Raw genomic sequence first — 13,610 nt, 5'->3', positions numbered from 1 at the left:
GGATACGCAAGATGATCAACGGTCTCGACTTCCGTCGCCTTCGCCGCTCGGGCCTGGCGCTCGGTGCCTTCGCCCTTTCGGCGACCTTCCTGCTGCCGGCGGTGGCACCCGATGCCCCCGCCTTCATCCGGGCGGCCATGGCCGAGGATGCGCAGAAGGCCAACGTCTCGCGTGTCGTTTCGGTCGGCGGCGCCGTCACCGAGATCATCTATGCGCTCGGCGAAGAAGGCCGTCTCGTCGGGCGTGATTCCACCAGCACCTATCCGGAAGCGGCAAAGTCGCTTCCGGACGTCGGCTATATGCGCCAGCTCGCGCCCGAAGGCATCATCGCCGTCAACCCGAGCGCCATCGTCGCCGTCGAAGGCAGCGGCCCGCCGGAGGCGCTGGCCGTGCTGAAGGGGGCCAACATTGCCTTCACCAGCGTGCCGGAGACCTTCGACAAGGGTGGCATTCCCGCCAAGATCCGTGCCGTTGGCGCCTTCCTCGGCGTCGAGGACAAGGCCGAAACGCTCGCCAAGAGCGTCGAAGCCGATCTCGATGCGGCCGTGGCCGAGGGTTCCGCGCGTGCAGACAGCGAGCGCAAGCGCGTGCTCTTCATCTTGAGCACCCAGGGCGGCAAGGTCATGGCCTCCGGTCAGGGTACCGCCGCCAACGGCATCATCGAACTCGCCGGCGCGGTGAACGCCGTTGGCACCTTCCCCGGCTACAAGGCGCTCAGCGACGAAGCGATCGTCGAAGCCAAGCCCGACGTCATCCTGATGATGGATCGCGGCGGCGAACACTCCGCCAAGGCGGAAGAACTCTTCGCCATGCCGGCGTTGAGCCTGACCCCTGCGGCCAAGAACAAGGCGCTCGTGCGTATGGACGGGCTGCACCTGCTCGGCTTCGGCCCGCGCACGGCAAGCGCCGTTCGCGAACTGAATGCCGCCATCTACGGGAAGAAGGCCAATGCCTCGCAGTGAGGCATTGGACCGCGGCATGCGCCTGACCGGATTGGCCGCCGACATCCGCGACGAATGGCGTGCGGGCAATCGCTCACGGCTCGCCCGGCTCCTCGTCGTCGCCCTCGCGGTCATCGCCGTCGCCACCTTCATCGGCTCGATCATGACCGGTGCGGCCGACGCGTCGCTCGCCAATGTCTGGCGCTGGCTGATCGGCGAGGCCGATCAGGCCTTGAGCATCCGCGACCGCATCATCATTCTCGATATCCGGCTGCCGCGCGCCGTGCTCGGCATGCTCGTCGGCGCGTCGCTTGCGGTTTCCGGCGTGGTCATGCAGGGGCTGTTCCGCAATCCCCTGGCCGATCCCGGCCTCGTCGGCGTTTCCTCGGGCGCAAGCCTTGGCGCCGTGCTGCTGATCGTGCTTGGCACCGCCACCTTCGGGCCGCTGTTTGCCCTGTTCGGCTTCTACGCGCTGCCCGTGGCTGCCTTCTTCGGTGGCCTCGTCACCACGCTTCTGCTCTACCGCATAGCCACGCGCGGCGGACAGACCTCGATCGCCACCCTGCTTCTGGCCGGCATCGCGCTTGGCGCGCTGACTGGCGCCGTCACCGGCGTGCTGGTGTTCATGGCCGACGACAAGCAGTTGCGCGACCTCACCTTCTGGGGCCTCGGGTCGCTGGCCGGCGCCAACTGGACGAAGATCCTGACATCGGCGCCGATCATCCTGCTTTCGCTCGCCGTCACGCCGTTCCTTGCCCGCGGCCTCAACGCGATCACGCTTGGCGAGGCGGCCGCCTTCCACATGGGCATCCCCGTCCAGCGGCTGAAGAACGTCGCGATCGTCAGTGTTGCTGCGGCGACCGGCGCGTCGGTTGCCGTCAGCGGCGGCATCGGCTTCGTCGGCATCGTCGTGCCGCATCTGCTGCGCCTCGTCATCGGCCCCGATCACCGCTACCTTCTACCGGCCTCGGCTCTGCTCGGCGGGACGCTTCTGATCCTTGCCGACATGATCGCCCGCACCATCGTTACCCCGGCGGAGCTGCCGATCGGCATCGTCACCGCTTTTATCGGCGCACCGTTCTTCCTCTGGATCCTGCTGCGCGGCCGTTCGAACATGGGATTGTGAGCAAAGCCATGATCAACGTTTCCAATCTCTCCGTCCGCCTCGGCGGGCGACCGGTCCTCCACGGCGTTTCGCTTGACGCACGACCTTTCGCGCTGACGGCGATCGTCGGCCCGAACGGCTGCGGCAAGACCACGACGCTGAAGGCCATTTCCGGAGAGCTTGCGCCAGCGGGCGGGACGATCCGCATCAACGGCCGCGACCTGCGCGGCCTGAAGCCCTGGGAACTCGCGTCGATGCGTGGCGTTCTGCCGCAATCGACCGTCATTTCCTTCCCGTTCACGGTGCGCGAAGTGGTTCGGCTCGGACTTGCCGCAGGCGCAAACGCCGACGCGGCGCTGCACGACCGGATCGCAGCGGAAGCGCTCGAAGCGGTCGATCTCGGTGGTTTTGCCGGGCGCTTCTACCAGGAACTGTCCGGTGGCGAGCAGCAGCGCGTGCAGCTTGCCCGCGTGCTTTGCCAGATCTCCGAACCCGTTGCCGATGGCGAGCCGCGTTATCTCTTGCTCGACGAGCCCGTTTCCAGCCTCGATATCCGCCACCAGCTCGGCATCATGCAGCTCGCGCGCAACTTTTGCGAACGCGGCGGTGGTGTGGTCGCCGTCATGCACGACCTCAATCTCACCGCCATGTTCGCCGACCATATGGTGATGATGAAGGCCGGCAAGGTCCGTGCCAGCGGCGCGCCTGCCGAGGTGCTGACGGACGAGACGATGGAAGCGGTCTTCGGTTGCCGCATGCGGGTGGGCGTGGCGCCGCCCGCACCCGTGCCCTTCGTGCTGCCGCAAACCGCATCGCTCTGACGCAAGCGCACGCCCGGATTCTTCCGAGAGCCAACACCAAGATTTATCGAAACAATTTCCGCACTTGCGCGTTGTCTTCCCGAAGCGCCGGCGCAGGCCTGCAGTTGTGCCCGCCGGTTTGATCAAGAAGCGCCGACCGTTCGCGGCCGGCGCATGTGTGAAAGGGAGTATTCGTCATGGCGTCAGGCCTCTTCTCCGGTTCGAGCTCGCGTTCGACAAAAAGCAACGGCAAGCTCGCCGACATCTCCATCGAGGAACAACTGGGCGAACTGCGCAATGATGTGGCGACGCTCGTCGCCCTCCTGGCCGATCGCGGATCGACGGCTTCGCAACAGGCCCGCAGCAAGGCGCAGGACGCCCGCGAGCAGGCCGAAGCGGGCCTCAGCGAACTGTTGGCAAGCGGCGAAGATCTGCTGGCCGAGCTTCGCGATCGCTACGCCGGCACGGAAAAGCAGGTTCGGCACGCCGTGCGCGAGCATCCCGTTGCCACCCTCGGTGCCGCCGCCCTGATCGGTCTGGCGATCGCCGCGCTTCTTCGTCGCTGACGACGATGCGAGCCGTTAAGGCGGATGGGTGCAACCCATCCGCTAAGATCGAGGGGCAGATGACCGGGGGCAATTCATGGGACCATTGACGGCAGCCCTGACCGCGCTGATGAGCGCCGATATCGGCGCGGCCACTGCGCGCGTGAAACGCAACGCGATCCTGTGGGGCATCATGGGATTGCTACTTGCCACAGCTTATGTCTTCGGCCTCGCGGCCACGTTCCTCTATCTCAGCGAAGTGTACAGTCCGGTCACGGCCTCCGTCGCGATCGCGATCGCGTTTTTCGTGACCGCGCTGGTGCTGTTCGGCATCATGGCGATACTGCAAGGTCGCGACCGCCGCTTGGCCGAAGAACGTCGCCGACGCAGACAAGTGCAAACCAACCTGACACTGCTTGCCGCCGCGGGCATCCTTCGCAAACAGCCGCTGCTGGCTGTCGCTACCGCACTTGCGATCGGAGCACTGGTCGGAACCGGCAAACGGCGCGAGCGCCGGCGCGACGACTGACGATCAAGCACGGGCTTCCCGGCCCGTTTTCGAACTTTCCCCGCTCCGAAGACCGTTGGTGTCTGACCGGAGAAGCTTGCGCGCTTGCGTCAATCCCGGTTGCGATCAACGCGTTAAAGCGGCAGGCGGATAAGCGCGGTAACGCCGGCTGGCAGATACTCCACCTTGACCGAGCTGCCCAAGACCTTATCGAGGCTCCGCTCGATCAGGATCGAGCCGAAGCCGCGTCGCTTCGGCTCGCGCACCGGCGGCCCGCCGACTTCGGTCCAGGTGAGATGCAGAACGCTTTCGCCATCCTCGATCATGTTGCGCGCCGTCAGAACCACCTTCCCCTTCGGCACCGACAGCGACCCGTATTTGACGGCATTGGTGGCAAGCTCATGCAGAACCAGACCGAGGCCGACCGCCTGGTCAGGCCCGAGCGATATCTCGTCCTTGTGGATCTCGATCTGCTCGGCATAGCAATTGACATGCGGCAGCAGTTGCTTGGCGATGAGGTCGGCAAGCCGGATGGTGCCCCATTCATGGTCGGAAAGCAGCCCGTGCGCTTCGGAGATCGCCTGCAAACGGCCGGCAAAGGCGGTCATGAATTCCGCCGGATCGCTCGTCTGGCGCAATGTCTGGCGGGCAAGCGACTGCAGCATCGCGAGCGTATTCTTGACCCGATGGTTGAGCTCCTTCAGCAACAGCCGGGTGCGCTGCACCGACGCCTGCTGGTCGGTGACATCGATGGTGACGCCGATGAACGTCAACGGATTGCCCTTGCTGTCGCGATCGTGCACGCGGCCGCGCCCGAGCAGCCAGCGGCCGGTGTCGCCGACACGGAACATGCCGTCGTACTCATCGTCGGCCTTCATCGCCTGGCGCAGCTTTGAAAAGGTCGCGCCGCGATCGTCGATATGAATCGCTCCGAAGATCTCGCGGGCGCCGACGAAGCTGTCGGCCGGCAGGCCGAACATGCGTTTCATCGCGCTGTTGCCGGCAATCGCCCCGGAGCGGATGTCCCACAGCCAGCTGCCGATGTTCGCCGCTTCGAGCGCCATGGCGTGGCGCTGCTCCTCGCGTGACAGCGCCGCCTCTTTCAGCGCGCGCCGGCGCGCTTCGTCCTTGATCTTGAAGAGGGAAGCGGCAAGCCCGGCGAGCCGACCCAGCTGGTCAATAAGCACCTGCGGCACGTCGGCGCGCGGCTTGTCGTCAAGAACGCAGACCGTGCCGACCGCCTGCCCCTCGAGCATGATCGGCGCGCCGGCATAAAACCGCAGGAACGGCGGGCCGACCACCCGCGAGCGCCGCATGAACCGCGGATCAGTCGATGCGTCGAGCACGACAAGGCTGGCACCCGCCTCGGCCGCCACCTGCACGCAAAAGGACTCCTCCGACGACGCCCGGCTCTCCGTAGTTCCGACCGCCGCCTTGAACCACTGCCATTCGCGATCGATCAAGGTTACCAGCGCAATCGGCGCCTCGAAGAGGCCGGCCGCAATTTCAACGATGCCATCGAAATCCCGGTCCGGCACCGCCATGTCGGGCACGGTCGCGTGCAGGACGCTCAGACGTTCGGGCGCGTCGAGCAGCCTCGTGACGGGCGGGTCTGTCCTTTCAGTCCTCATGCGCATTCGGTCTCAATTCCCAATCTGAGCGGGCTGGGGAGCCCCTTGAGAGCTGCACCCGCATCTCGCTCGGTTCTGGGCATATCGACCCAAAATCGTCATGATTGCGCTCTGCCTCCATCAACCGCCTGTCCCTCTCGGGCCAAGCGCCAGTGAAAGCAGGACACCGTCGCTTTTGCAACGGTGCCCAGTTCGAAACTTTCCTCAAGAAACGAAGGCGCGCGACGTGATCGGGGCCGACGTCTCGTCGGGGCCGTAGTCGTTTTCGCCCTTCACCTGAAGAATATCCTGCAAGCGCTGGCGCGCGCGGTTGACGCGGCTCTTGATCGTTCCGAGCGCGCAGCCGCAGATCGTGGCCGCTTCCTCGTAGGAAAAGCCGGAGGCGCCCACGAGGATGATGGCTTCGCGCTGGTCGGGCGGCAGCATCTCGAGCGCCTTGCGGAAATCCTGCAGGTCCAGCGAACCATATTGCTCGGGATGATGGGCGAGCGACTCGGTGAAATGCCCGTCGCTGTCCTGAACCTCGCGCCCGCGCTTGCGCATCTGGCTATAGAGTTCGTTGCGCAGGATGGTGAAGAGCCAGGCCTTCATGTTGGTGCCCATCTCGAAGTGATCCTGCTTCGCCCAGGCCTTCATGATGGTATCCTGGACCAGGTCGTCGGCGCGATCGTGACGGCCGATCAACGACATGGCGAAGGCACGAAGGCTCGGCAACGCGGCCAGCATCTCACGTTTGAAATCATTATTTTCGGATGACATTCCGGTACTCACTCCCTGCCCTGCAGCGCCGATTGCTGCTCGGCCGCGTCGAGTTTTTCCAGAAGATCGAGAAAACGCGCGGGTATCGCCTCTTCCTGCACGGACTGATAGAGCGCCTTCAGCTTCGCTGCAATTTGCGCATTTGGATCTTCTGTCCATAAGGTCGTGCCGGTGGTCCGCCCTGCCCCTGTTTTATGTTTCATTTTCAAACTGTCGCCTTCAACTGTCCGTAATCGCCAAAACTGTCCTTAGCCGCCATAACGCCGCTGAAAATTGAAATGTTCCCTCGCGGAACCTTTTTTTACGAAGAGCGTTCTCGCAACGTCACCGTAAAACGATTTTCGAGGGAGTTCCTCTATGACATTGTCCACGCGGATCGCACCGCTCCTGCCGTACCTGCGCCGCTATTCACGCGCGCTGACCGGCTCGCAGACATCAGGCGACGCCTATGTGGCCGCCGTTCTCGAAGCGCTGATCGCCGACACGTCGATTTTCCCCGAAGCAAGCAATGACCGCGTTGGCCTGTTCCGCCTGTTCACCTCGCTCTTCGGATCTTCGTCCGTGCTCGTCCCGGAACCGGTCTCACCCTTTGCCTGGGAGCAGCGCGCATCGATCAATCTGGCAACCGTCTCGCCTCTTGCCCGCCAGGCATTCCTTCTGGTCTCGGTCGAAGGCTTCCGGCCCGAGGAAGCGGCCGAAGTTCTCGACGTCAGCACCGACAAGGTCGGCGGCCTGCTCGATCGCGCCTCGCAGGAAATCTCGCGCCAGGTTGCAACCGACATCATGATCATCGAGGATGAACCGCTGATCGCCATCGACATCGAACAGATGGTCGAAAGCCTCGGCCATCGCGTCACCGGCATCGCCCGCACGCGCGACGAAGCAATCGCACTCTACAAGAAGACACGGCCCAGCATGGTGCTTGCCGATATCCAGCTTGCCGACGGCAGCTCCGGCATCGACGCGGTCAACGACATCCTGAAGACGAGCGCCATTCCGGTGATCTTCATCACCGCCTTCCCGGAGCGGCTCCTGACCGGCGAACGGCCGGAACCGACCTTCCTGGTCACCAAGCCGTTCAATCCGGACATGGTCAAGGCGCTGATCAGCCAGGCTCTGTTCTTCAACGAATCCACCAAGGCGGCGGCCTGAGCGCGACTGCATGTTTCCCTCGACTGTAAAGGTCGAGGGGGCATGCAGCCAATCAAGATCCTGCAGCGGCTCCGCGTCTTCCGGCGTGTGGCCGCTGCAGGTCGTTTTGGGAGCTGGTTCGGCAAGATTGCCGGAACGTCCCGACGAGAAATCTCTGACCTGACATCGGCAATTTCATCACTCGCCCTGCGCGGTGACCGGCGGCTTGTTCCCGTCGCGCGTCACCAGATGCTGTCAGATTTCTCGCAAGAGACAGCCACCTGAAAACACAACAGCCAGTGCCGAGGGAAGGCACTGGCTGGTATGTGCAACTCACTCGGGGAGTGTGAGTTGTAGGCCGGCGGTCTGCCTCCGGCGCCGCATTGGGGGCTATGCGCGCCACCGTCCGGTCAACAACAAAATGCGCGACACGGAAAAAGGTTCCACGGCCCCGCAACAAGCTTTTCGGCTGCAGCCGTCACGCCATCTTGTCGAGCTCGTCACGGTGGCGATAGAGGGCCAGGAAGCGGCGATAGTCGCGATCATAGGCGTCGCAAACCGCCGTGTTCGGCAGGCGCTCGTGCCCACCCGACGCCATTTCGGCGCCGGCTGCGGCGAGATCCGCATGCATGCCCCCGGCAACCGCTGCCGCCATCGCCGTACCGAGCAGGACGGCATCCGGCGCCTCCGGCGCCACGACCCGGCAGCCGGTGACGTCGCAATAGAGTTCCATGAGCAGCGCATTGCGCACATGGCCACCGGTGACGTGCAGCGTGTCGAGCTGGTAACCGACCTCCCGCATCATCTCCAGGATGTGGCGGATGCCGAGCGCGATCGCGACGCAAGTGCGCCAGTAGAGACGGCAGAGCGCGTCGAAGGAGGAATCGAGCGGCAGACCGCTGATAACGCCGAGGCCGTGCGGGTCGGCGAGCGGCGAGCGGTTGCCGTGAAAATCGGGCAGCACATGCAGCCGCTCGGCAAAGGTCACGCCCTGCTCGGCGCGCAGTTCCTGCACCCGCGCGATGATCCGGCCATGAGTTTCGGCGGTTGGCTCAAGGCCTCCGCCATGCAGGCGCACGATATGATCGAGCAGCGCGCCGGTCGCCGACTGTCCGCCCTCGATCAGCCAGGCGCCGGGCAGCACCGCTTCGTAGTACGGCCCCCACATGCCGAAACCCGGCTTCATGTCCTTGGAAAAGGCGACGATGCAACTCGACGTGCCGGCAATCAGCGCCAGCTGTCTTTCGAGCTTCTCTGGCTTGCCGATGAAGCCGCCGACGACACCGAGCGCGCCGGCATAGGCGTCAATCATGCCGGGCGCCACCTGGCAGGCCTCGTCGAGGCCAAGCTCGGCAGCGGCTGCAGCGCTCAGATGGCCGACGGAGCTTCCGATCGGCAGCGTTTCTTCCGGCAGCCCGCCGCGTTCGACGAGGTCGTCGAGCCCGATCTTTGCGAGATAGTCCGGCTGCCAGCCGCGCTTCTCATGCGCCAGGTAATTCCATTTGGCCGTCAGCGTGCAGCGCGAGCGCGCAGCACTGCCGGTCGCCCGCCAGGAAAGATAGTCGGCAAGATCGAAGAAGAAGCCGGCCTTCTGCCATTGCTGCGGCAGGTTGCGCTTCAGCCACATGAGCTTCGGCATTTCCATTTCCGGCGACATCACGCGGCCGGAGAAGTCGAGTACCGGATGACCGGTCGCCGTGCAGAAATCCGCCTCGGCGAGCGCCCGGTGGTCGAGCCAGACGATCGTGTCCCAGCGCGCCTCGCCCTTGCGATTGACCGAAAGCGGCTTGCCCTCACGGTCGCGCACGACCAGCGAGCAGGTGGCGTCGAAGCCGATCGCCGCAATATCCTCCGCAGCGATCCCGGCCTTTTCCTTCGCCGCTTTGACGGCGCCGCAGACGGCGCGCCAGATATCTTCGGAATCGTGCTCGGCGTGATTTTCTTCCGGCCGGTTCATGGCGATCGGCAGGTCGGCACGCGCAAGCAGCTTGCCCTTGCCGTCAAATATACCGGCGCGTGCACTGCCGGTACCGACATCGACCGCAACGACGAATTCACGCATCAAAGAAAGTCCCCGCCCCAAGATCACGCTGATTTAGGATCTGCCAGACCCCATCACAACCGTGATCGATTGTCATGAAGGAGAGCGGACGTGCGGGCGGAAAACCGCGCACATGTTCCTCGTCCCGCTCCCGTTTCGTCCCTGCTGCTACCGGCCGACAAACTGTAACAATTCGCCCATGTCGTCAAACAGCACGTCGGGACTGAGAGCGGCAAGACTCTGCCGATGCTTGTCGGTACGCGCATGGCTGCCGCCGGCAAAGGCGAAGACCCGCATGCCCGCCGCCTTCGCCGCCTCGATCCCGGCCGGGCTGTCCTCGATGACGACACAGTCGTGAGGATCGAAGCCCATTTGGCGGCTCGCGTGGAGAAAGAGATCCGGCGCCGGCTTGCCGTGTTTCACCATGGTGGCGGAGAAGATGTTGGGCTCGAAGAGATCGATGAGCCCGGTGACGGTCAGCGACAGGCGGATGCGCTCGGGTTGGCTGGACGAAGCGACGCAGCAGGCGCCCTTCAGGCCTTCGACGGCGCCCCGGATGCCGGCGATCGGCTGCAGCTCGGTGCGAAAACGGTCGTAAAGGCGAAGGCGCATACCTTCGAGAAACGCATCGTCGGTCGCAAGCCCGTATTCGTCATGCAAGGTCGCCGACATGCTTTTGAGGCTGCGCCCGAGAAAGCGTTCGGTCGCCTCCTCGGTGGTCATCGAGACGCCGGCGGCCGAGAGCACGTCTACCAGCACCTCCAGCGAGATCGGCTCGCTATCGACGAGCACCCCGTCGCAATCGAAGATCACCAACCCCGACGCCGCATCCGCCATCGCACTTCATCCCTCAAGCTTGCCGTCCAGATAAAGCTGGAGCGTAGCGCGCGTACCCTTTTCCCAGAGGGTTTTCAATGCATGGGCGAAACGACGGCGGAAGAGATCGGAGCGTGCGACGTCGCCGAAGATGTCGCCAAGCGCCAGGAAGGCCATGGGATCGTCCTTGGCGGCAAGCGCCGCCCTGTTCAGCCGGTCGGCGCTTTGGTCGTTAAAGACGATCGTCTTGCCGCTGTCCGACGTGCCGGCGAAGTATCGGCACCAGAGCGCAGAGACGAGCGACAGCCCGACGACATCCTCGCCGCGCGCCAGCCGATCGGCGGTCGAGGGCAGGATGAATTTCGGCTGCCGGTTGGAGCCGTCCTGGGCGAGCCGGGGAATGGTGTCGCCGATCTTCGGATTGGAAAAACGCGTCTCGATCAGCTTGTAGTAATCGCCGAGATCGGTGTTCGGCACTGGCGGAATGACCGGGATGATCTCGTCATGCTCGAGCTTGGCAAGGAAGGCGCGGATCAGCGGCTCCTCCATCGCCTCGTGGACGAAATGAATGTCGAGAAGAGCGGCGGGGTAAGCGATCGCCGCATGGCCGCCATTGAGGATGCGGATCTTCATGTGCTCGTAGGGCGCGACATCAGGCACGAACTGGACGCCGACTTTCTCCAGCGCCGGGCGACCGAGCGGGAAATGATCCTCGAGCACCCACTGCTTGAACTCCTCACAGAACACCGGCCAGGCGTCCTCGATGCCGTAGTCGTCGGCAACGATGCCGATCTCGCGCGCGCCGGTTGCCGGCGTGATGCGGTCGACCATGCCGTTCGGGAAGGCGACGTTGGCGTCGATCCAGTCGGCGAAGGCCGGATCATGGAGGCGCGCAAGCCCCGACACCGCCGCATGGGTAACCTCGCCATTGCCCGGAATGTTGTCGCAGGACATCACGGTGAACGGCGGCACGTTCCTGTCTCGACGCGCCTTCAGGCCGGCAACGATCAGTCCGAACACCGTCTTGGGAGCGGCCGGGTTCTGCGCATCGGCGACGATATCAGGATGGGTCGGGTTGAACACGCCCGAGGCCGGATCGATGAAGTAGCCGCCTTCGGTGATCGTCAAGGAGACGATGCGGATCGAGGGATCGGCGAGCCTGGCGACGATCCCGGCGACGTCACCCGGTTCCAGATAGTCGATCATGGCGCCGGTCACATGGGCGCCTGTGCGGTTGTTGTCCTGCTCGACGACGGTCGTCAGGAAATCCTGCGCGGCAAGCTTGGCGCGCATTGTCGCATCGGAGGGAAGGACACCTGCGCCGATGATCGCCCAGTCCCTGTCGAAGCCAGCGTTGAAGAGATCATCGAGATAGACGGCCTGGTGCGCCCGGTGAAAGTTGCCGACGCCGAAATGCACGATGCCCGCCGTCAGTTGCGACCGGTCGTAGGCAGGCACGCCGGCTTTGGCCTTGATCGTGTCGAGGGCGGCAGTTGAGAGTTTGGTCGTCATGATCCCGTATCCTTTCGAGGCTTCACCGGCTGACGCCGGTTCAGCTCATCCAGTTGCCGCCGTCGACGTTATAGGTCTGCGAGACGACGTAGTCGCTCTCGGCTGACGCGAGGAAGATCGCCATGCCCGTCAGGTCCTCGGCCGTTCCCATCCGGCCGAAGGGCACCTCGGCGCCGACGAGCTTCTTCTTCTCGCCGCGCGGACGGTTCTCGTATTTGGCAAACAGCGCATCAACGCCGTCCCAATGCTCGCCATCGACCACGCCGGGCGCGATCGCGTTGACGTTGATACCGTGATTGATGAGGTTGAGGCCGGCCGATTGGGTGAGGCTGATGACCGCCGCCTTGGTGGCGCAATAGATCGCGACCAGCGCTTCGCCGCGGCGTCCGGCCTGGCTCGCCATGTTGATGATCTTGCCGCCGCGCCCTTGCACGATCATCTGCTTTGCGGCCGCCTGCATGGTGAACAGCGTTCCAGCGACATTGATCGAAAACAGCCGGTCGTAGCTGTCGCGGGTGATCTCGACGATCGGCGCCAGGTCGAAGAGCGCTGCATTGTTGACGAGAATGTCGAGCCCGCCCGTTTCCTTGACGACCGCGGCGATTGCCGCGTCGATCGACGCCTGGCTGGTGACGTCCATCTCGACCGCATAGGCGCCGGCACCGATTTCGGAGGCCGTCTGCCGCGCCCGCTCGATGTTGATGTCGGCGATCGCGACCGTGGCGCCCTCGCGGATATAGGCCTCCCCAAAGGCACGACCGATCCCCCGCGCGGACCCGGTGATCAGCGCGCTCTTTCCTTCAAGACGTTTCATCGAACTGCCAGCCCCTTTTCATCGAACCTGTGGACGCGCTGCGGATCGGGCGTCAGGAAGACGCGGTCGCCGTGGGTCACCGCGAAGTCACCGCTGACGCGTGCCGTCACCGTGCCGACATTGTCGACATTGACGTGCAGGAAGGTGTCGGAGCCGAGATGTTCAGCGACGCCGACCGTGCCTTGCCAGGTTCCGCTTTCCTTCGAAAGCGCCAGGTGTTCAGGCCGAATGCCCATGGTGTGTGCCTGATAAGCGGAGGCCGCGGGACCTGTGACGATGTTCATGCGCGGCGAGCCGATGAAGCCGGCAACGAACAGATTGTCCGGCTTGTGGTAGAGGTCGAGCGGCGAGCCGACCTGCTCTATGCGGCCGCGGTTCAGCACCACGATCTTGTCGGCCATGGTCATGGCCTCCACCTGGTCGTGGGTGACGTAGATCATCGTCGTCTTGAGGTCCTGATGCAGCTGGCTGATTTCCAGCCGCATGTTGACGCGCAGCGCCGCGTCGAGGTTCGACAGTGGCTCGTCAAAGAGAAACGCCTTCGGCTGGCGAACGATCGCCCGGCCGATCGCGACGCGCTGGCGCTGGCCGCCGGAAAGTTGCCGCGGCTTGCGGTCGAGATAGTCGGTGAGGTTCAGCACGCGGGCTGCATCCGACACCTTCTTGTCGATGACGGCCTTGTCTTCGCCCGCCATCTTCAGCGGAAAGGCGATGTTGGAGCGCACGCTCATATGCGGATAGAGCGCGTAGGACTGGAACACCATCGAGAGACCGCGCTGCGCCGGCGGCAGTTCGGTGGCGTTCTTGCCGTCGATGACGATGTCGCCGTCGCTGACATCCTCCAGGCCAGCGATCAGGCGGAGCAGCGTCGACTTCCCGCAACCGGACGGGCCGACGAAGACGACGAACTCGCCATTGTTGATGTCGAGGTCGATCGAGGGGATGACGGCATGGGCGCCGAAGACCTTCGAAACCTTGCTGAGTGTAATGCTTCCCATTGTCGTATC

General features: G+C 64.2%; 15 protein-coding genes. 7 read left to right on the top strand and 8 right to left on the bottom strand.

The window, feature by feature from the left end; translation table 11 throughout:
* The first annotated feature begins 11 nt into the window (after nt 1-11).
* The 5 genes from OKW20_RS16430 (at nt 12) to OKW20_RS16410 (ending at nt 3,920) form a co-directional block, all read left to right on the top strand.
* Entirely contained in the window at nt 12-962 is a 951-nt protein-coding gene (locus OKW20_RS16430) for a heme/hemin ABC transporter substrate-binding protein (protein ID WP_429173629.1), read from the top strand.
* Nucleotides 949-2,067, top strand: coding sequence for a FecCD family ABC transporter permease (locus tag OKW20_RS16425; RefSeq protein WP_429173627.1), 1,119 nt, complete (start codon nt 949-951; stop codon nt 2,065-2,067). The genes OKW20_RS16430 and OKW20_RS16425 overlap by 14 nt, the downstream gene beginning before the upstream one ends.
* An 8-nt stretch (nt 2,068-2,075) precedes the next feature.
* The gene (locus OKW20_RS16420) at nt 2,076-2,867 is read left to right on the top strand and encodes a heme ABC transporter ATP-binding protein (protein WP_429173625.1); all 792 of its coding nucleotides are present in this window, start codon (nt 2,076-2,078) and stop codon (nt 2,865-2,867) included.
* 176 nt (nt 2,868-3,043) lie between these two features.
* The gene (locus tag OKW20_RS16415; RefSeq protein WP_034794036.1) at nt 3,044-3,412 is read left to right on the top strand and encodes a DUF883 family protein; all 369 of its coding nucleotides are present in this window, start codon (nt 3,044-3,046) and stop codon (nt 3,410-3,412) included.
* A 76-nt stretch (nt 3,413-3,488) separates the two neighbouring features.
* On the top strand, nt 3,489-3,920 hold the full coding sequence (locus OKW20_RS16410; protein ID WP_429173623.1) for a hypothetical protein: 432 nt from the start codon (nt 3,489-3,491) through the stop codon (nt 3,918-3,920).
* A 113-nt stretch (nt 3,921-4,033) separates the two neighbouring features.
* On the opposite strand, the gene OKW20_RS16405 is transcribed toward OKW20_RS16410, so the two are convergent.
* The 3 genes from OKW20_RS16405 to OKW20_RS16395 form a co-directional block, all read right to left on the bottom strand.
* Nucleotides 4,034-5,536 (bottom strand): sensor histidine kinase, encoded by a 1,503-nt coding sequence (locus OKW20_RS16405; protein WP_429173622.1) that lies wholly within the window; start codon nt 5,534-5,536, stop codon nt 4,034-4,036.
* Nucleotides 5,537-5,734: 198 nt separating this feature from the next.
* Nucleotides 5,735-6,289, bottom strand: a complete 555-nt coding sequence (locus OKW20_RS16400) for an RNA polymerase sigma factor (protein WP_043620713.1) — start codon at nt 6,287-6,289, stop codon at nt 5,735-5,737.
* 8 nt (nt 6,290-6,297) lie between these two features.
* Nucleotides 6,298-6,492: a NepR family anti-sigma factor gene (locus tag OKW20_RS16395; RefSeq protein ID WP_034794063.1), complete on the bottom strand. Its 195-nt coding sequence runs from the start codon at nt 6,490-6,492 to the stop codon at nt 6,298-6,300.
* 154 nt (nt 6,493-6,646) lie between these two features.
* Here OKW20_RS16395 and OKW20_RS16390 point away from each other — a divergent pair, with 154 nt between their 5' ends.
* The gene (locus OKW20_RS16390; RefSeq protein WP_043620716.1) at nt 6,647-7,441 is read left to right on the top strand and encodes a response regulator; all 795 of its coding nucleotides are present in this window, start codon (nt 6,647-6,649) and stop codon (nt 7,439-7,441) included.
* A 42-nt stretch (nt 7,442-7,483) separates the two neighbouring features.
* The gene (locus tag OKW20_RS16385) at nt 7,484-7,705 is read left to right on the top strand and encodes a hypothetical protein (protein WP_156134182.1); all 222 of its coding nucleotides are present in this window, start codon (nt 7,484-7,486) and stop codon (nt 7,703-7,705) included.
* 193 nt (nt 7,706-7,898) lie between these two features.
* On the opposite strand, the gene OKW20_RS16380 is transcribed toward OKW20_RS16385, so the two are convergent.
* From OKW20_RS16380 to OKW20_RS16360, 5 genes are all read right to left on the bottom strand, one after another.
* Complete coding sequence (locus tag OKW20_RS16380; RefSeq protein ID WP_429173620.1) at nt 7,899-9,482, bottom strand: FGGY-family carbohydrate kinase; 1,584 nt, start codon at nt 9,480-9,482, stop codon at nt 7,899-7,901.
* A gap of 147 nt (nt 9,483-9,629) precedes the next feature.
* Entirely contained in the window at nt 9,630-10,298 is a 669-nt protein-coding gene (locus tag OKW20_RS16375; RefSeq protein WP_402320249.1) for an HAD family hydrolase, read from the bottom strand.
* 6 nt (nt 10,299-10,304) lie between these two features.
* Nucleotides 10,305-11,789 carry a mannitol dehydrogenase family protein gene (locus OKW20_RS16370; RefSeq protein WP_429173617.1) on the bottom strand — a complete coding sequence of 495 codons (1,485 nt, stop codon included), beginning with the start codon at nt 11,787-11,789 and terminating at the stop codon, nt 10,305-10,307.
* Nucleotides 11,790-11,829: 40 nt separating this feature from the next.
* A complete protein-coding gene (locus tag OKW20_RS16365; RefSeq protein ID WP_429173615.1) occupies nt 11,830-12,603 on the bottom strand; it encodes an L-iditol 2-dehydrogenase in 774 nt (257 codons plus the stop codon).
* Nucleotides 12,600-13,601, bottom strand: a complete 1,002-nt coding sequence (locus tag OKW20_RS16360; RefSeq protein WP_429173613.1) for an ABC transporter ATP-binding protein — start codon at nt 13,599-13,601, stop codon at nt 12,600-12,602. The genes OKW20_RS16365 and OKW20_RS16360 overlap by 4 nt, the downstream gene beginning before the upstream one ends.
* Nucleotides 13,602-13,610 lie beyond the last annotated feature (9 nt).

Source organism: Ensifer sp. LBL, assembly GCF_050435225.1.
Lineage (GTDB): Bacteria > Pseudomonadota > Alphaproteobacteria > Rhizobiales > Rhizobiaceae > Ensifer.
This window is presented reverse-complemented; position numbering and strand designations above follow the sequence as displayed.